The 17,958-nt window shown below is 38.6% G+C and carries 20 protein-coding genes; 2 read left to right on the forward strand and 18 right to left on the reverse strand.

What is annotated here, in order from left to right; all coding sequences use genetic code 11:
• The first annotated feature begins 107 nt into the window (after positions 1-107).
• Positions 108-341: a DUF2627 domain-containing protein gene (locus AAHB15_RS19630; protein ID WP_098530082.1), complete on the forward strand. Its 234-nt coding sequence runs from the start codon at positions 108-110 to the stop codon at positions 339-341.
• 80 nt (positions 342-421) lie between these two features.
• Here the strand turns inward: AAHB15_RS19630 and AAHB15_RS19635 are convergent, their stop codons facing one another.
• Positions 422-1,150: a glycerophosphodiester phosphodiesterase gene (locus tag AAHB15_RS19635; protein ID WP_335572968.1), complete on the reverse strand. Its 729-nt coding sequence runs from the start codon at positions 1,148-1,150 to the stop codon at positions 422-424.
• A gap of 35 nt (positions 1,151-1,185) precedes the next feature.
• Between AAHB15_RS19635 and AAHB15_RS19640 the strand changes: the two genes are divergently transcribed.
• A complete protein-coding gene (locus tag AAHB15_RS19640; protein ID WP_144563088.1) occupies positions 1,186-1,326 on the forward strand; it encodes a YycC family protein in 141 nt (46 codons plus the stop codon).
• Between the two features lie 68 nt (positions 1,327-1,394).
• Here AAHB15_RS19640 and spo0A read toward each other — a convergent pair whose 3' ends face one another.
• From spo0A to spoIIIAF, 17 genes are all read right to left on the reverse strand, one after another.
• The gene (gene spo0A / locus AAHB15_RS19645) at positions 1,395-2,186 is read right to left on the reverse strand and encodes a sporulation transcription factor Spo0A (protein ID WP_098530080.1); all 792 of its coding nucleotides are present in this window, start codon (positions 2,184-2,186) and stop codon (positions 1,395-1,397) included.
• 436 nt (positions 2,187-2,622) lie between these two features.
• The gene (spoIVB, locus tag AAHB15_RS19650) at positions 2,623-3,921 is read right to left on the reverse strand and encodes a SpoIVB peptidase (RefSeq protein WP_446715887.1); all 1,299 of its coding nucleotides are present in this window, start codon (positions 3,919-3,921) and stop codon (positions 2,623-2,625) included.
• A gap of 116 nt (positions 3,922-4,037) precedes the next feature.
• Positions 4,038-5,726, reverse strand: coding sequence for a DNA repair protein RecN (recN, locus tag AAHB15_RS19655; protein ID WP_335572967.1), 1,689 nt, complete (start codon positions 5,724-5,726; stop codon positions 4,038-4,040).
• 16 nt (positions 5,727-5,742) lie between these two features.
• Entirely contained in the window at positions 5,743-6,192 is a 450-nt protein-coding gene (ahrC, locus tag AAHB15_RS19660; RefSeq protein WP_098530077.1) for a transcriptional regulator AhrC/ArgR, read from the reverse strand.
• Positions 6,193-6,483: 291 nt separating this feature from the next.
• Positions 6,484-7,320, reverse strand: coding sequence for a TlyA family RNA methyltransferase (locus AAHB15_RS19665; protein ID WP_335572966.1), 837 nt, complete (start codon positions 7,318-7,320; stop codon positions 6,484-6,486).
• 2 nt (positions 7,321-7,322) lie between these two features.
• Entirely contained in the window at positions 7,323-9,224 is a 1,902-nt protein-coding gene (dxs, locus tag AAHB15_RS19670) for a 1-deoxy-D-xylulose-5-phosphate synthase (RefSeq protein WP_342043171.1), read from the reverse strand.
• A 165-nt stretch (positions 9,225-9,389) separates the two neighbouring features.
• Positions 9,390-10,283: a polyprenyl synthetase family protein gene (locus tag AAHB15_RS19675; protein ID WP_342043135.1), complete on the reverse strand. Its 894-nt coding sequence runs from the start codon at positions 10,281-10,283 to the stop codon at positions 9,390-9,392.
• 2 nt (positions 10,284-10,285) lie between these two features.
• Positions 10,286-10,519 carry an exodeoxyribonuclease VII small subunit gene (locus AAHB15_RS19680; RefSeq protein WP_335572964.1) on the reverse strand — a complete coding sequence of 78 codons (234 nt, stop codon included), beginning with the start codon at positions 10,517-10,519 and terminating at the stop codon, positions 10,286-10,288.
• Positions 10,509-11,867, reverse strand: coding sequence for an exodeoxyribonuclease VII large subunit (gene xseA / locus AAHB15_RS19685; RefSeq protein ID WP_335572963.1), 1,359 nt, complete (start codon positions 11,865-11,867; stop codon positions 10,509-10,511). The genes AAHB15_RS19680 and xseA overlap by 11 nt, the downstream gene beginning before the upstream one ends.
• A 117-nt stretch (positions 11,868-11,984) precedes the next feature.
• Positions 11,985-12,842, reverse strand: coding sequence for a bifunctional methylenetetrahydrofolate dehydrogenase/methenyltetrahydrofolate cyclohydrolase FolD (gene folD / locus AAHB15_RS19690; RefSeq protein WP_342043136.1), 858 nt, complete (start codon positions 12,840-12,842; stop codon positions 11,985-11,987).
• Between the two features lie 35 nt (positions 12,843-12,877).
• Positions 12,878-13,273 (reverse strand): transcription antitermination factor NusB, encoded by a 396-nt coding sequence (gene nusB, locus AAHB15_RS19695; RefSeq protein WP_335572962.1) that lies wholly within the window; start codon positions 13,271-13,273, stop codon positions 12,878-12,880.
• A gap of 263 nt (positions 13,274-13,536) precedes the next feature.
• Positions 13,537-13,944: an Asp23/Gls24 family envelope stress response protein gene (locus AAHB15_RS19700; protein ID WP_098530070.1), complete on the reverse strand. Its 408-nt coding sequence runs from the start codon at positions 13,942-13,944 to the stop codon at positions 13,537-13,539.
• Between the two features lie 18 nt (positions 13,945-13,962).
• Complete coding sequence (gene accC / locus AAHB15_RS19705; protein WP_098530069.1) at positions 13,963-15,318, reverse strand: acetyl-CoA carboxylase biotin carboxylase subunit; 1,356 nt, start codon at positions 15,316-15,318, stop codon at positions 13,963-13,965.
• Between the two features lie 14 nt (positions 15,319-15,332).
• Complete coding sequence (gene accB / locus AAHB15_RS19710) at positions 15,333-15,845, reverse strand: acetyl-CoA carboxylase biotin carboxyl carrier protein (protein WP_098530068.1); 513 nt, start codon at positions 15,843-15,845, stop codon at positions 15,333-15,335.
• A gap of 261 nt (positions 15,846-16,106) precedes the next feature.
• Entirely contained in the window at positions 16,107-16,664 is a 558-nt protein-coding gene (locus AAHB15_RS19715) for a SpoIIIAH-like family protein (RefSeq protein WP_335572961.1), read from the reverse strand.
• 14 nt (positions 16,665-16,678) lie between these two features.
• On the reverse strand, positions 16,679-17,329 hold the full coding sequence (spoIIIAG, locus tag AAHB15_RS19720) for a stage III sporulation protein AG (protein ID WP_335572960.1): 651 nt from the start codon (positions 17,327-17,329) through the stop codon (positions 16,679-16,681).
• Positions 17,322-17,951 carry a stage III sporulation protein AF gene (spoIIIAF, locus tag AAHB15_RS19725; protein WP_251562168.1) on the reverse strand — a complete coding sequence of 210 codons (630 nt, stop codon included), beginning with the start codon at positions 17,949-17,951 and terminating at the stop codon, positions 17,322-17,324. The genes spoIIIAG and spoIIIAF overlap by 8 nt, the downstream gene beginning before the upstream one ends.
• Between the last annotated feature and the right edge of the window lie 7 nt (positions 17,952-17,958).

Below are 17,958 nucleotides of genomic sequence, written 5' to 3' on the forward strand. Positions count from 1 at the left end.
ATAACTAAAAGTCTCACCTTGACAATTTTCAACTATAAAAAAATATTTTGTTGAGATATAATGATATAGAAGTCAGAAAATTATCTAGTAATTGGAAGGATTTATTTATGATACGTATTATCGCTCTCATCATTTTAGTCATTCCAGGTGCATTAGCGGCTTTAGGAATTAAATTAATGCGTGATATGACATTCGGAATTCTGCAAACACCATTCCCAAATTTATTATTGCAATTCTTAACAGGATTGATTTTTTTTATCGGGGGTCTTGGATTTGTAGCCGGATTTATCTTTCACCGTGACCGTAAGCGTAATAAAGTCCAGCCTAAGTTTAAGAAATGATGATTCGTTCGTAGATTAACTTAAAAGGAGAGGCCGTTCTATTGAACAGCACTCCCCTTTTCAATTTGTAGATCGATTCGTTACAACTTGTTCTCATATTGTTTTCTAATCCGAAGAGCCTTAACGGGATCATCTGTTATTATAGCTGTACAATTAATATTAAAAAACCGGTTCATATCTATATCTTTGTTCACTGTATAGGGGCGAACTGCAATACCATTATCCATGGTATTAATAAGTATATTATCGGACATAGCAGAGTGTTTAGGATGAATCCCTTTTGCCCGTATGGATTGCGAATAAATCCAAGGCATATAAATTCCTTCAATAAACAGTGGTGCTGTTTCAATCTCTGGTGCAATCCTGTAGCTGTAAACTATACTATAATGATTAAAGGACGATATAATAATTCGATCACTCAGCCCATAGTTTCTAACCAATTGAACTACTTTTTCTTCCATTCCATCATAGGGAATGAGTCCATTTTTCAACTCAATATTACAGATTAATTTGTTGGTTTGGAGCCATTCCAATACTTCTGTTAAAGATGGGATCAGTTCTTTCTTTAACCCTTTTTTGTTCGCATTTAATTTTCTAATTTCTTTATATAAGAAATCCTTAACAAACCCGCTTCCGGTGGTTGTTCGATCCACTTTTTCATCATGGATCACGACTATTTCACCATCCTTCGTTAACTGAACATCAAGTTCTAATCCATCGGCACCAGCTTTTTCAGCTTCTATAAAAGCGCCCATGGTATTTTCAGCAAATGAAGCGGAATATCCACGATGTGCAAATATTTGTGTCATATTTTCACTTCCCAACATTAAATGGAGGAATATACATGAAACCATTACAATTATCAACAGAAACTGCCCTAAAGCTATCCCAAGAATTAAAAATACCGTTAGAACAGCTTATGCATTTACCTCAACATATTCTATTACAAAAACTAATGGAATTAGAAAAGAAGGAAAAAAATTAATCCGGGTAAAAAAATAACAAAGGCCTTCATTCACCGGAATGAAGGCCTCAGCTGCTTTAGTGATTTTTTCAAGAAGCCTTATGTTCAAGGCGTAATTTATCTGCTACCATGGCAATAAATTCACTATTAGTAGGCTTTGCTTTCGTCATACTGACTGTATAACCGAATAGAGAGGAAATGGAGTCAATATTCCCCCGGCTCCAAGCCACTTCAATTGCATGACGAATGGCCCGCTCTACACGGCTTGCTGTTGTATTATACTTTTTAGCGATATCCGGATATAGTACTTTGGTGATGGAACCTAGAAGTTCGATATCGTTGTAAACCATTGAAATAGCTTCACGCAAATATAAATATCCCTTAATATGTGCTGGAACTCCTATTTCATGAATAATACTAGTGATGCTTGCGTCAAGATTTTTTGGCTTTTGTTCAGACTGAGACCGATAGCTTACACTAGGAGCCTTTCTTGTAAAAGTATTCGTATTACCGCTAACTTGACGAATGTGGCTGCCGAGATTTTCCATATCAAAAGGTTTTAAGATAAAGTAGGAAGCACCTAGTTCAACCGCCTTTTTGGTAACATCCTCTTGACCAAATGCAGTTAGCATAATAACATTTGGAATGGTTCCTTTTTTTACATCACGTAAACGCTCAAGAACAGCTAATCCGTCAAGATGCGGCATAATGATATCCAACACAAGAACATCTGGGTCTACGGAAGCAAGCATATCTAAACATTCTTGACCGTTATGTGCTATACCGACAACTTCCATATCTTCTTGGGAGGAAATATAGTCCTCTAATAATCCAACTAACTCTCTATTATCATCAACAACAAATACCTTTATCTTTTTCAAATCCTGTTCCTCCCTCATTCAAATCGAGTCTCTATTTTCAATCGAACATTCAAATCGCTTTTATCTCTTAATTCTATTCTAAATTAGAAATTCGACAATGCAACAAAAATTCCTTTCATTTTTTAAATATTTGTTAAAATAGTGATAAAATCTTATCTTTTCTTTATTTTACTTCCTTTTTCGACTTAAATCGCATCGTTTCCAATTTATTACTGCCTTTTGTCGAATTTCCTTTATACAAAAAAGAAGCAAAATAGGTCATTACACCTATTTTGCTTTTGGATGGCTAGCTTCAGCACCCAGCGGCGAGACGACTTCGCCCTTCTCCCTACGATAAGTCAACATCGGATCGCTTATCGCTCTCCGTGTTTACTTTATCTCAGTCGAAGGGCTCCAGTCCATACGCCGCTAAACAGGTGCTTCCGCTTTTCTTATTTCAACTTGCTTTTTCTTTTGGTGTTTCATATATATTAATTCCAGCTTCATTTAGCATCCACTCAATATGGACTCCATAGCCGGATGTAGGATCATTGACGAAGACATGTGTTACAGCTCCGACAAGCTTACCATTTTGAATAATCGGACTGCCACTCATTCCTTGTACAATTCCTCCTGTCTTTTCAAGCAGCTTTGGATCGGTTACTTTTATCACCATGCCTTTTGTTGCCGGAAACTTTTGCGGGATTGTGCTAACAATTTCGATATCAAATTCTTCTACTTGATCACTATCAACCACTGTTAAAATTTTTGCAGGTCCTTCTTTTACCTGATCAGATAAGGCAATCGGAAGTGGTTTATCCAATATACCATTTTTTAATTCACGGTTTAATTCCCCGAAAATTCCAAACGGGCTGTTCTTTTGAATGTTACCAACAATTTCATGATCGGAAGAAAAACGAGCAAGCTTTTCACCTGGATCTCCATTACTTCCTTTTTCTATCGATGTTACAGTAGAACGGACAATTTGACCATCTTCAACGACGATTGGTTTTTTTGTATCCATGTCTGAAATTACATGTCCAAGGGCACCATATTTTTTAGATTGCGGGTGAACAAAGGTCATGGTTCCAATACCGGCTGCAGAATCTCTGATATATAGGCCAAGCTTATAAGTGTTCTCTCCTTTATCTTTCAAAGGAGTTAGTTTGGTGGTGAATTTTCCACTTTCTCGGCTTATTACTAAATCGAGGGGTTTACCATCTTGTCCTGCCGATTGGACAAAAGGAGCAACGTCTGTCATTTTCTCAATTTTACTGCCATTGATTTCTGTTATGATATCTCCAATTTTAATTCCTGCAATTTCACCTGGAGACTTTTTTCCATTTGCTGTGTTAATTAAATGGTGACCAACCACTAACACACCAACTGTATTTAGTTTTACACCAATTGATTGACCTCCGGGTAAGACACGGAAATCTTTTAAGACACGTACATCAACCTTTTTAATCGGGATTCCTGCATACTCTAGAAGCATTTCGTTCTTGCCGTGTTCATTTGCTTTAACAGATACCGACTTTTTTTCCTGATTAAGTGTGATATTTGAATTGTGAGAAGCTATGGTGGCTGTTACCGGTGCAGCCTTTTGGAACGTGTAATCTTGTCCTTCAAAAACAGTTATTGACTTTGGTATTGAAAGGTATTGCTGTAAGGGCTGAAAAAAAATAAGGCTAATTAATGAAACAAGGAGAATTCCACCAATAATCTTTCTAATTATTTCTAACTTCAAATCCTTCACTCTCCTCGCTTCTTTTCATTGCACTTATAAAAATGGCTACATCTATAATTTTGCCTCCTTGACAATCATTTATAACTTCGTTCAACATAAAAAAGCTACCCAATTTGGATAGCTTTTCATTTTATCTTATTTTTACCAGCTAATTGCAATAATTCTTCTGCATGTTTCTTCGTTAAATCCGTTATTTCCGTACCAGAAATCATTCGACCTATTTCTTTTATTTTCTCTTCTGTCTTTAATGGTGTAACAGATGTCTTTGTACGTCCGCCCTTTATAATTTTTGCAATAAACAAGTGAGTATCTGCCATTGCTGCCACTTGCGGTAAGTGGGAAATACAGAGAACTTGAGAACCTGTTGCGACCTTATATATCTTTTCGGCAATCGATTGGGCGACTCTACCGCTGACACCGGTATCCACTTCATCAAAAATAATGGATGTTACCCCTTGATGTCTAGAGAAAATACTTTTTAATGCCAGCATAATTCGTGACAATTCTCCACCCGATGCCACCTTTGACAATGGCTTTAAGGGTTCGCCAGGATTGGTTGAAATATAAAACTCTATATGATCGACACCATTTTTAGCAAAATGGTGCTGTTCGGATTCAATTCTTATTTCAAAAATAGTTTTCTCCATATACAGTTCTTTTAATTCTTTATGAATTAATTTTGTTAGCTTATTTGCCCATTTATGGCGGAGTTCTGTTAATTGTTGTGCTTCAAGGACCAAGTCTTTTTTGATAGACGTTAATTCCTTTTCGAGTTCTCCAATATGCGTTTCTTTGTTTTGCAATGTTTCAATTTCTTCTTCAATCTTGGCAGCATATTCTAATATTTCTGTAATGGTTTTTCCGTATTTCCGTTTAAGCTGATTAATTTCGTTTAAACGACCTTCAATTTCGTTTAATCTCTGCGGGTCATATTCTAGGCCGTCTAATTCATTTCTTAATGTATGTGCGGCATCTTCTAGTTGGTAAAAACTATTTGAAACTGAATCAGATAAATCTTTATAAGTTGAATCAAGTGCAGCAGCCTCTTCAAGTGAGCCCATGACCATCCCAATCCAATCTAGTCCCCTTTGTTCTCCCTTTAGAGCGTTATAGCCAGTTTGAATGGCCTCAAATACCCTTTCGAAATTCCCTAATCTTCTTTTTTCCTCAGACAATTCTTCATCTTCATTTGGTTTTAAATCTGCCTTTTGGATTTCATCTAATTGAAATTGAATTAGGTCCAGCCGATGTGCCGTCTGCTGGTCGTTCTCGCTCAAGGATTTAAGTTTATGTAAAGTCTGCTCAAAGCGGCGAAATACCTGTGAATATTCATTCTGAGCAGGATAAATTGCCTCTGCCCCGAATTGATCAAGTAATGTCAGGTGTCTTGTTTCATCCATAAGCTCTTGATGTTCATGCTGTCCATGTATATCTACAAGTGTTGCACCTATTTCTCTAAGAACTGAAATGGTCACGAGTTTTCCATTGATCCGGCAAACACTTTTCCCAGTTCGGGCAATATCACGCCGTAATATGACCATGCCCTCTTCAATCTCAATCCCAAATTCAAACGCTTTTGACTTAACTGGGTGGTTAGGATCATCTATTTGGAATAACCCTTCAATGATGGCTTTTTCTTCACCATGACGGACAAATTCAGCCGACCCTCTGCCACCCACTAATAAATGGATGGCATCGATAATAATGGATTTACCAGCACCTGTTTCACCTGTTAGAACGGTTAACCCTTTTTCAAACGAGATTGACAAGTCCTCAATAATGGCGAAATTTTTTATTGATAATTCTGCTAACAAGGTACTCTCCCCCCATTTAAAGCATGTCAAGGAACCGGTTTGTAATGACCTCGGTGTCTTCCGGTGTTCGACAAATTATTAACATGGTATCATCACCACAAATTGTTCCCAGTATTTCATCCCAGTCAAGATTGTCAATTAATGCACCTATTGCCATAGCGTTTCCAGGCAGGCATTTCATGACGAGTAAATGACCCGCGGAATCAATTCTGACAAATGCATCAATAAGCGATCGTTTTAATTTTTGTAAAGGGTTAAAGCGTTGATCTGCTGGAAGGCTGTATTTATAGCGGCCATCTGTTAATGGTACTTTAACCAAGTGCAATTCTTTAATATCCCTAGAGACGGTTGCCTGCGTTACGTTATATCCTGCGCTCTTTAATTCATCTACTAATTCATCCTGCGTCTCAATATCGTTGCTGGCAATAATTTCTCTTATTTTAATATGGCGTTGACCTTTATTCATTTTTTCACCTCGTAATATGAAAAGCGCAAGCGCCTTGGTCAGCCCCGATAAGCATAAGACAAGCCGGCCGAAAGGTTGCTTTTTAACCTTTTGGACGGATTGGCTGTAGACCATCGAGGGGCTAGGCGCTGGAGCTAGACAATTTCTCAAAGTTAAAAGCTTTTATACTTTTGTATCTAATAAAAGAACATCAGTTATGTCCTATCTACCAATATGTTAGCCCATTTCCAAAGGAATGTACATTTTTTTCTCATAAAAATACATTCACATGCAAAAGGATAGGCTATTTGCCTACCCTTCATCCTGTTTTGTGTGAAATTCCTTATGGGATTGCTCGACAATTTCAGCAGGCTGAATTTGCAGTTGATTAATCCCTACTTCTCGTTCATTTTCCCATCTTAGGTGAAGTAAAAATTCAATATTTCCATCTCCGCCTGTAATAGGGGAGTAGGATAAGTTTTTAACAACATAGCCTTCCTTGATGGAAAAGTTAATAATTTTTTCAATAACCTGTAAATGTACTTTTTCATCCCGCACAATTCCTTTTTTACCGACTTGCTCTCGTCCAGCCTCAAATTGCGGCTTAACCAAAGCAATAATATCACTGCCAGGAATTAATAATGTTTTTAAAACTGGTAAAATCAACGTTAATGAAATGAACGACACATCGATAGTGGCAAAGTTTGGCATTTCACGACTTAAATCTGCTGGTGTGACATATCGGAAATTGGTTCTTTCCATTACTATAACACGTTCATCCTGCCGCAGTTTCCATGCAAGCTGATTATAACCAACATCGAGGGCATAGGACATCTTTGCACCATTTTGCAATGCACAATCTGTAAACCCACCAGTGGAAGAACCAATATCCAATAAAACCTTATTTTCGACATTCACATCAAAGACCTTTAATGCCTTTTCCAGTTTTAAGCCACCACGACTCACATATGGAAGTACGTTCCCCTTTATATTTAAGGGTATATCTACTTTAACCTTCTCACCAGGTTTATCTAGTCGTTCCTCATTTGTATAAACTAAACCTGCCATAATCGCTCTTTTGGCCTTTTCCCGCGTCTCAATAAGTCCTCTTTCAACTAATAAAACATCTAAACGTTCTTTGTTTTTCATATTTATGCCCTTTGTTGTTTTTTTCTAGCCTGCGCTAAAATAGAAGTCCTCTTTACTGCTTCTTCTGTTGTTAAACCGATTTCCTCAAGTAAGGAATCCACATCTCCGTGTTCAATAAATCGATCTGGAATCCCTATTCTGTCTATAAGTGCATCGTGATATCCATGGGACCCCGCATATTCAAGGATTGCACTGCCAAATCCACCTTGTAAAACAGCCTCCTCAATGGTCAGGATAGGAATATGCTTATCAAGAAGTTCCGTTAGCATCCTTTCATCAAGCGGCTTTATAAACCTAGCATTAACAACCCTAATGGAGAATCCTTCTTTTTCAAGACTTTGTGCTGCCTCCAAAGCCATTGAAATGGTGGTGCCAAAGGTTAAAATCGCGGCATCTGTTCCTTCTTTTATTGTCTCCCAAGTGCCAATCGGAATGTTCTGGAAGTCTTCATCCATCTCAACCCCTAATCCATTCCCCCGTGGGAATCTCATCGCAATCGGTCCATCATTATAATTTAGTGCGGTATAAACCATATGCTGACCTTCATTTTCGTCCTTAGGCATCATTAAAACCATATTGGGAATATGCCTTAAAAAAGCTATATCAAATACTCCTTGATGTGTTTCACCATCGGCACCTACTAAACCAGCACGGTCAATTCCAATAAAAACATTTAAATTTTGCCTACAAATATCATGCAGCACTTGGTCATAGGCTCGTTGTAAAAAGGTTGAATAAATAGCCAAAAATGGCTTCATATGTTGAGTGGCTAGTCCTGCTGCAACAGTTGCAGCATGCTGCTCGGCAATCCCCACATCGAACATTCGGTCAGGGAACTCGCTGGCAAAACCTTCTAGCTTCGAACCTACAGGCATTGCTGGGGTAATTGCGACAATTCGCTCATCACTTCTTGCGAGCTTACGGACGGTTTCACTGACAACACTACTCCATGCAGGCGGTTGTTTTTTTGTAGGTTTGACAAAATCTCCCGTATCCATTTTATATGGTCCAGTTCCATGCCAAGTACCAATCTTGTCACTTTCAGCCGGTCTAAACCCCTTCCCCTTTTTTGTAATAACATGGAGAATCACAGGTCCGTCGGTCTTTTTTGCTGATTGGAGGCTTTCAAATAAAGTATCAAAATTATGACCATCAATCGGTCCTAAATAAGTAAAGCCCAGCTCTTCAAAGAACATACCGGAAACCACTAAATACTTCAGGCTATCCTTTACTCTTTCAGCCGTTGCAGCGAGTTTTCCACCAACAGCGGGGATTTTCTTTAACAGTACTTCAAGTTCATCTTTTACCCATTGATATTTTCCAGCCGTCCGTAATTGGCCCAATATATTATGGAGTGCGCCGACATTGGGAGCAATCGACATTTCATTGTCATTGAGGACTACAATCATATCTTTTTTCTCATGTCCAATATGATTTAGGGCCTCAAGCGCCATTCCGCCCGTTAAGGCACCGTCGCCAATTACAGGGACCACAAAGGAATTTTCCTTTTTTAGATCCCTTGCAATCGCCATACCCATAGCAGCTGAAAGAGAAGTGGAGCTGTGTCCCGTCTCCCAAACATCGTGCTCACTTTCTACCCGTTTCGGAAATCCGCATAATCCCTTAAATTGTCTTAACGTGTCAAATTCACTTGCCCTGCCAGTTAAAATTTTATGAACATAGGATTGGTGACCAACATCCCAAATAATTTTATCCTTTGGACTATCAAAACATCTATGCAAAGCGAGCGTTAGTTCCACCACACCTAAATTTGGTCCGATATGCCCTCCGGTTACAGATAATTTTTGAATTAAAAACTCGCGAATTTCTTGACTAAGAGCCTCAAGCTCCTGATTCGACATCCTTTTTAAGAAGGATGGGTCCTTGATTGATAATAAATCCATTTCTGGACCACTCACTTTCATTCTTTTTCGTTCTACATATATTATTCCTAGTATTTCTATCTCATCTGAAAAAATAGCCGCTAACACACTAAGTGATAACGGCAATTAACAACTTCTCTACAATGAGAACAATTAGAACATACTAATACTCAGCCTAAAAGCACGCTAGTGATCCCTTGATGCAACTAAATCCGTTATTTCGTTAAGAAAAATAGTATTTAAATCTGTCTTTTTTAAGTATTCTTTGGACAGCATAATCTGTTTCTGAAGGGCAGCTCGTGCCCCTTCCAAGGATAATAATTGTGGATAGGTGCTTTTATGGTTAACGGTATCACTGCCAACAGGCTTTCCAATTATTTGTTGATTGCCTACCAAATCTAGAATATCATCCTGTATTTGGAAAGCAAGTCCAAGGTGATGAGCAAAAGACGATAGGTTTTGTAATAAGCTTTCATTTGAACGAGCCATGATGGCTCCTGCAACCACACTGAATCTGAGCAGCTTACCTGTTTTGTGAATATGTATATACTCTAGTTCTTCAAGGGATAGAACTTTGTTCTCCCCTTCCATGTCAGCTACTTGTCCGCCTACCATTCCTTCAGCGCCGGCTGCTTTTGCCATTTCTATTACCAACCTCGTCTTTACAGAGGGTGGAGCAAAATCATCGGAAAGCATGTTTATTACTTCAAAACTATAGGTTAATAAAGCATCCCCAGCGAGAATCGCAATCGCATCTCCAAACACCTTATGATTGGTTGGTTTTCCTCTTCTCAAATCATCATTATCCATGCTGGGCAGGTCATCATGAATTAAAGAATAGGTATGAATCATTTCGATTGCGGCTGCAGCCGGAATGCCCTTTTTAGGGTCAATTCCAAAAGCATCTAAGGTTGCGAACAACAATAGGGGGCGAATTCTTTTACCGCCTGCTTCTAGAGAATAAATCATGGAATCCTTTATTACAGAAGGGGCATCCAGTTTTTCTACCAGCGCTCGAAGTTCCCGATTTAGCAGTTGTTGATATTCTTTTCTAAATGCGTCTAGTACCCTGGTTTTCAAGCCTAATCCTCCTCTGTAATAGAAAAACGCTCAGTACGTCCGTCCTCCGTAATAATTTGCGTAAGCTGTTCCTCAACAGTTTTTAATTTATCATGACATAGTTTTGAAAGTTCCATACCTTCCTTGTAGAAAGTAATCGCTTCTTCTAATGGAACATCGCCTTCTTCAAGCTTCTCAACAATTTCCTCAAGCTTTGTCATGGCCTCTTCAAAGGTTAAAGTTTTTTCATTTGTCACTATTTTCTCTCTCCTTTATTGTTTCCACTTTACAGAAAAGGCTTCCATCTGTTAATTGAATTTGAACTTGCTCATTCGCTTTAACCTGATTGACACTTTTAACGAGCCGGTTATCCTCTGTATAGGCTAAACTATATCCCCGCTCCATTATTTTAAGTGGGCTTAATGCCTGAAGTGTAGAAACAATCCGATCAAACTCTGTCTGTTTTTTTACATAAATTTGCGATACCGCTCGATTTAGATCCTTTTGCGTTCTGTCAAAACGTCTTTTAGCCTCCTGCAGTCCTTCGTTTGGATGTTTACGCTGCAATCGTTTTGACAAAATCTCATACTGGTCATTTTTTACTCCTGTTAATCGAGAGGTTCCACGTACCAGCCGTTCTGTTAACCGATCCACCTGCTCAAGCCTTTGCTCGTAAAGCCGGTGCGGATAGCGAAATGCATATGATTTTTGAACACGATTTAACCGTTCTTTTTCAAAATTAAACCTTCCGCTCATGACCCGGATTAGACGAGTTTGCCGCTGCAAAATTCGATCCATCAGCTCTTCAATATGCGGAACAGCTAATTCTGCTGCACCGGTTGGTGTAGGAGCCCGCATATCAGCAACAAAATCAGCAATCGTAAAGTCCGTTTCATGACCTACAGCTGAAATAATCGGAATCTTGGATAAAAAAATAGCACGGGCTGTCATTTCTTCATTAAAGGCCCATAACTCCTCAATAGAACCTCCTCCCCGTCCAACAATTAAGACATCAATTTCCTCCATGCTGTTGGCTTTTTCGATGGCCTTAACGATTGAAGGGGCAGCGTTCTCTCCTTGAACCAGAGCAGGAAACACAAGTATATTAGCAATGGGATAACGTCTTTTAATTGTGGTAATTACATCCCGTATGGCGGCTCCTGTAGGGGAAGTAATCACACCAACCGTTCTTGGATATAGAGGAATGTTTTTTTTGGTTTCAGGAGCAAATAACCCTTCGGCTTCTAATCTTTGTTTAAGTTGTTCATATGCTAGAAATAATTCTCCAATGCCATCAGGCTGCATTTCTCTAATATATATTTGATATTGGCCGCTTGGTTCATAGACACTGACTTCACCCTTAACAATCACTTTCATACCGTTTTCAGGTAAAAATTTCATAAATCGAGATTGTCCGGCAAACATCACGGCAAGAATTCGGGCTTTCTCATCTTTTAATGTAAAATACATATGTCCGCTCGAATGCTGTTTAAAATTTGAAATTTCGCCTCTTACATGGACCTCACGTAAATGGGGATCAGCATCAAATTTCCGCTTGATATATTTTGTTAAAGCATTCACAGATAAATATCTTTGTTCCTGCATGTGCAGCTCCTTTTGACGAAAGAATAAAACTGTCCTTATCTATTATACATTTAGCGAGATTTTTTGTCTGTAAAAAACAAATCGCTCCTAAATGTATAAGATAAGGACATCATTTACTTAATTTCGGACAAGACTCTCAGCAGCAGATTTCACAGTATTGTACATAAGCATGGTGATGGTCATTGGACCGACACCTTTTGGAACTGGGGTAATAAACCCTGCCTTTTCTGCAACCTCTTCAAACGCCACATCGCCACAAAGTTTTCCAGCTTCATTACGGTTGATACCTACATCAATAACAACGGCGCCATTCTTAACATGCTCCGCCTTAATAAAGTTCGGTATTCCTACTGCAGCGACAAGAATATCCGCTTGGTTTGTATGTAACGGCAAATCTTTTGTTTTAGAATGACAATAGGTAACAGTGGCATCTTGATTTAAGAATAATTGACCAACTGGCTTACCAACAATATTACTTCTACCCACTACGACTACATGCTTCCCTGGAATAGAAATACCAGTTTCCTCCAGTAACACCATAATTCCATAAGGTGTACAAGGTAAAAAGGCATTCTGTCCTGTCATCATTCTACCAATATTGATTGGATGGAAACCATCGACATCCTTTAACGGAGAGATGGATTCAATTACTTTCTTTTCATCAATATGCTTCGGCAGCGGCAGCTGTACTAATATACCGTGAATGTCATGCGTTTCATTTAATTCAGCAATTTTAGCTAATAGTTCCTCTTCGGAGACTTCTTCTGGCATTTCAATTAATAATGAATTCATGCCTAGTTCTTTACAGGCCTTTTCTTTGTTGGTCACATATGTCCTAGATGCATGATTATTGCCAACTAGAATTACCGCTAAGCCTGGTGTAACGCCACGATTTTTCAGGTTAACAACCTCTTCAGCAATTTCTAACCTTTTTTTTGCAGCTATTTCTTTACCATTAATAATCTGTGCTGTCATGATTTTTCCTCCCGTTGTCCCTATAAAATAATCGATTAATTGTTATGAAGTGTATCTTTTATCTTAGATAAAACACCATTAATAAACTTACTTGATTGGTCATCACCGTATATTTTTGCAATTTCTATCGCTTCATCTAATATAACATTGCCGGGAATTTCCTGACAAAATTTCAATTCAAATGCAGCCATTCTTAATAAGTTCCGATCAACAGTAGCCAATCGATCTAAAGTCCACTTTTCAAGGTTTCCGATAATAAGGTTATCGATTTCAGCCTTCTCTTCGACGACACCTAGAACTATCCGTTTTAGATAGTCATCACTCGGCTCGCCTTCCAAGACATGTTCAATTGCTAATGATGGTTCGGTGTTACTAACATCAATTTGAAAAAGTGCTTGTAACGCCTTTTCCCTAGCTGTTCTTCTTTTCATTCTACCGTTAACTCCTTTAGTCATATATTAACTTCTTCTTTTTAAATTTTGTTTATGAACTGGCACTAAGCACTTAAACCTAGCTTGCACATAAAAAGATAATAGCATAACTAAAATGGAATCGCACGGTATGTCTAAATATTTTATAAAAGAGCAGCCAGTATTTTAGTGATAGGTAATAATTTGTACCCATAATGGTTATTCACAAACTCAGGGTGAAAATAGAAGAACCAAAGGATTCGATACCTTTGGTTCTAAAAAACTTAAAGTTCAGTGTCAATTTCCTGTTCGTTCTTTTGGGTTTCAAATGCAATCCCCACTACGTGAATGTTTACTTCTTCTGCATCTAAGGCAGTCATATTCAACAAAGCTTGACGAATATTATCCTGAACCTTACCTGCAACTGCTGGGATGGACGTACCGAACTTCATTAAGCAATATACATCCACTTTAATTCCTGTTTCAGTAAGTTCTACCTTAACACCTTTACCGTGATTCTTTTTCCCAAGACGCTCTACAACACCTGTTGCAAAATTACCGCGCATCCCGGAGACACCTTCCACCTCGGATGCAGCGATTCCGGCAATCACTTCAATAACCTCAGGGGCTATTTCAATTTTACCATGTCCATTGTTTCCTTGATCCATTTCCAAGACACTAAATTCGCTCATTTTAAACACCTCCAGATATTAGACAGACTTCATCACATCATGCAACTCCAGAAATTTTGTATTAAAATTGCCTTCCACAAATTTCTCATGCTCTAACAATTTTAAATGGAACGGTATTGTTGTATGGATACCTTCCACAACAAACTCACTTAATGCCCGTTTCATTCTTGAGATCGCTTCTTCTCTGGTGCTGCCATAAGCAATGACCTTTGCAATCATGGAATCGTAGTAAGGTGGAATGGTATATCCTGGATACGCTGCTGAATCAATACGAACTCCTAACCCGCCTGGTGGTAAATACATCTTAATTTTTCCTGCTGAAGGAAGAAAGTTCTTTTCTGGATTTTCTGCATTAATCCGGCACTCAATGGCCCAGCCTGTAAAAGTAACATCCTGTTGTTTAAGAGTTAGTTTTTCTCCGTTTGCAACTCGGATTTGTTCTTTAATCAGATCAGTTCCAGTGACCATTTCTGTCACAGGATGCTCGACCTGAATTCTTGTGTTCATTTCCATAAAATAAAACTTGCGATTGCGGTAGTCATATATAAATTCTACCGTGCCTGCACCCGAATAATCAACTGCTTTTGCCGCTTTTACAGCTGCAGTTCCCATTTCTTCACGAATCTCACCATCTAAAGCCGGTGATGGCGATTCTTCCAACAGCTTTTGAAGCCGGCGCTGGATAGAACAATCTCTTTCACCTAAGTGAATCGTATTTCCATGTTTATCACCTAGCACCTGTATTTCAACGTGACGAAAATCCTCAATATACTTTTCTATGTACACACCAGAATTCCCGAAGGCCGTCAACGCTTCCTGCTGAGTGATATTAATTCCTTTTATTAATTCCTGCTCATTTTTGGCGACACGGATCCCTTTACCGCCCCCGCCTGCTGTTGCCTTAATGATGACAGGGTAATCAATTTGTTTAACAAGCTCAAGTGCTTCATCAATATCATTAATAATCCCTGTAGAACCTGGAACAATTGGTACTCCTGCTTCACGCATGGTTTCCCTGGCAATGTCCTTCGTGCCCATCTTCGTAATCGCTTCTGGGCTTGGTCCTACAAAGGTAATATTACATTCTCGACAGAGCTCTGCAAAGTCTGCATTTTCAGCAAGAAACCCATATCCCGGGTGAATGGCATCACACGAAGTCAATCTTGCAACACTAATTATATTTGTAACGTTTAAATAACTGTCTTTTGATGATGTTGGTCCTATGCAATAGGCTTCATCTGCGAGTTGAACATGCAGGGCATCACGGTCGGCCTCTGAGAAAACGGCAACCGATTCAATCCCCATTTCCCGACAGGCACGAATAATCCTGACGGCAATTTCTCCTCTATTTGCAATTAACAGTTTCTTTATCATCCTGTTATCGCTCCTTATTCTGGCTTGACTAGAAATAACGGTTGTCCATATTCTACTAATTGGCCATTTTTAACCAGTATTTCAACGATTTCTCCGTCTACTTCTGCCTCAATTTCATTAAATAATTTCATCGCTTCAACGATACAAACGATTGAATCCTTTGATACCCGGTCTCCTGCTTTTACATAATTGTCAGCATCTGGAGTTGGTGAAGCATAGAAGGTTCCAACCATTGGCGAAGTGATTTTGTGTAAATTGGATTGCACTGCTGCTGGTTCGTTTACTGTTGCTTTCACTGGTTCTGGTGCTGCTTCTTGAACATGAGCAGTTGGTACTGGCTGTGCAGCAGGAACAGATTGAACTGCTGCGTTAGCTGCCTGTGGTACTGAAGCTGGCTGAGAAACAATGGTCGTTTGACTATTTTTCTTCATTTGGATTTTTGATCCATCAATTTCATATACAAATTCATCGATACTGGATTGATCAACCAGTTTAATCAATTCGCGAATTTCTTGTACTTTTAACATTGAGTAACACTCCTTGTACAACTTTAATTAGGACTAACTACTAATACTATACGATAATAGCTAGTAAAAGTTCAATCATCTAAATTGAAAGGACCCTGACAATTTGATAATTGCTAATGCCTTCCCTTTTATATTAATCTTTTTTGCTTAAAAAAAGAAATTTTTACGGCTTACTTCCTTACAAATGATGATTTTTTCCTACTCATAAGGGATTTAACCATAAAAAAAAAGGAAAGCTTAACTTTCCTTTTTTATGGTTATTTACTTTGCAGGCTGATATTCAACGGCTACATAGTTTGTTTCATCGATCTCTTTTTTCACTTCTAGCATAATCTTATTAGCATCGGAAACAGATGGCTTCTTCTTGGCTTTTACTGTAACAATCACCTTTGACCCATCTGCTCTTACTAGAACATCTTCATAACCCATTGTTTTAATAAATGTTTCAAGCAATTCTTCACTTTGAGCTACTTGATTTAGTTTATCCATTTGATCTTTCACCTTACTTTTTTCATCAGGAGTAAGATCAGTTGAGGCTAATTGACTTGTTAATTCTTCCTGTTTTTGACTGCGTAGATCTTCAAGCTTCATGCGGAGTTCTTCAAATGCTCCATCACCAGCTACACTGGACACGACGGTTTTTCCACTATTTTCCTTTGTTTCGGTTGTAGTTTTACCTTGATTTTGATCTTTCGCCTTTTGTTGAACAGCTGCTAGATCGCTGCTTTTTTGCTCCGGTGATGTAATGTAATAAACTGATAAGACCACGACTAAACTTAACATTGTTAATAACCATACTGTTTGTTTTTTCAAAAGCATATTCTTTTCCCCCTTTATTTTTTAGGCATGACGGCCACTCGGTGGCTAGGTACTCCCAATGCCCTTGTAACTGCTTCCTTAATCCATTTTTTAACTTCAATATTATCTGCGCCTTTGGCTACTACTAGCACTCCGCGGATATCTGGTTTCTTAGTTTCTACGACAATAGGAACCTCTTTATCTCCATTACGGAGAATCACTAGCTGCTCGTCAGTCGAAGAATCAACTACTTTACGCTGGCCGCCTTCACGGTCTGTTTCATCGGTTGTTTGCGATTTTGTCACTGTATTTTTTTCTAGTACCTTCTTGTCGGTGGAATCAATCGTAACTACCACGGTAACATCATCAACACCCAGCATTGCCTCTAAAGCCTTCTTCATTTGATTTTCATATTTTTCCTCATAATCGGCGATGGCTTTATTCTCAGATGACTTTTTCAATCCAAAAGCGGGAACATCATCCGTTGCGACTTTTTCATTTGTTGCTGCTGGCTCTGCTTGTGTAGTCGAATTATCTTTAAAAACAATATTTCCTACAAGCATAAAGGCAGCTCCAATACACAGGACTAACAGCATATACTGGTATTTTCCGGGTTTCTTTTCGCCCTTATTTTCCGGTTTAAATATTTTTTTGAGCCATGATAACGGTCCTTGGTTGTTATCCATTATTCTTTTTAATCCCCCCTTCAATCGAAACTTCTACTGTTTCCTCTGTTACATTCCATTTCTGTGACAGAAATGAAGCAATTTTCTCTGTTTCTACTGTTGATCCTTCAGATGGAAGAGGTTTTTCGGTGTTTATTTCGATTTGTTTAATTGCTTCGACTGTCTTCACGCCGCTGTCTGGCTGTTTAAGAAGAACCGTAACCTTTTGGAGGTTTTCAGGGAATGCTTTGTCGCTTTCTGCGTTTACTGCTAGGTCAATTTTTTCTATCTCCAATCCGTATTGATTCATCAACTCCTCCTTAACATCCTTTTTTAGCTGGACAGCCATTTCTTCTAAAATATATGCATGTTGGGAGGCTTGTATTTCTTTTTTCTTTAAATCTATTGAATTTTTCATATTTTTTTCACCAGGAGCCTGATATGAAGGGATGGAGCTCATAGTTGTTTCAAAATCCTTGGAAATAAGCTTAAAGATTGGTGTAAGAATGATCGCAATCAAAAGCAGTCCTGTAACCATCTTGGTATATTTCTGCATACTGGAGTTGGGAAGAAGCATATCGATGACAGTGGCTAGCAGGATAAAAAGGATAATATTTGTTACCCATTCTTTTAAGAAATCCACGACTTCC

It is taken from the genome of Bacillus sp. OTU2372, assembly GCF_038440275.1.
In the GTDB taxonomy this organism is placed as follows: Bacteria; Bacillota; Bacilli; order Bacillales; family Cytobacillaceae; genus Neobacillus; species Neobacillus bataviensis_B.

Excerpts from the sequence above, each read along its gene's own strand:
- AAHB15_RS19630 (WP_098530082.1), top strand. The coding sequence starts at position 108 with ATGATACGTATTATCGCTCTCATCATTTTAGTCATTCCAGGTGCATTA.
- AAHB15_RS19635 (WP_335572968.1), bottom strand. The coding sequence starts at position 1,150 with ATGACACAAATATTTGCACATCGTGGATATTCCGCTTCATTTGCTGAA.
- AAHB15_RS19640 (WP_144563088.1), top strand. The coding sequence starts at position 1,186 with ATGAAACCATTACAATTATCAACAGAAACTGCCCTAAAGCTATCCCAA.
- ahrC (WP_098530077.1), bottom strand. The coding sequence starts at position 6,192 with ATGAATAAAGGTCAACGCCATATTAAAATAAGAGAAATTATTGCCAGC.
- AAHB15_RS19665 (WP_335572966.1), bottom strand. The coding sequence starts at position 7,320 with ATGAAAAACAAAGAACGTTTAGATGTTTTATTAGTTGAAAGAGGACTT.
- dxs (WP_342043171.1), bottom strand. The coding sequence starts at position 9,224 with ATGGATTTATTATCAATCAAGGACCCATCCTTCTTAAAAAGGATGTCG.
- xseA (WP_335572963.1), bottom strand. The coding sequence starts at position 11,867 with ATGCAGGAACAAAGATATTTATCTGTGAATGCTTTAACAAAATATATC.
- folD (WP_342043136.1), bottom strand. The coding sequence starts at position 12,842 with ATGACAGCACAGATTATTAATGGTAAAGAAATAGCTGCAAAAAAAAGG.
- nusB (WP_335572962.1), bottom strand. The coding sequence starts at position 13,273 with ATGAAAAGAAGAACAGCTAGGGAAAAGGCGTTACAAGCACTTTTTCAA.
- AAHB15_RS19700 (WP_098530070.1), bottom strand. The coding sequence starts at position 13,944 with ATGAGCGAATTTAGTGTCTTGGAAATGGATCAAGGAAACAATGGACAT.
- accC (WP_098530069.1), bottom strand. The coding sequence starts at position 15,318 with ATGATAAAGAAACTGTTAATTGCAAATAGAGGAGAAATTGCCGTCAGG.
- accB (WP_098530068.1), bottom strand. The coding sequence starts at position 15,845 with ATGTTAAAAGTACAAGAAATTCGCGAATTGATTAAACTGGTTGATCAA.
- AAHB15_RS19715 (WP_335572961.1), bottom strand. The coding sequence starts at position 16,664 with ATGCTTTTGAAAAAACAAACAGTATGGTTATTAACAATGTTAAGTTTA.
- spoIIIAG (WP_335572960.1), bottom strand. The coding sequence starts at position 17,329 with ATGGATAACAACCAAGGACCGTTATCATGGCTCAAAAAAATATTTAAA.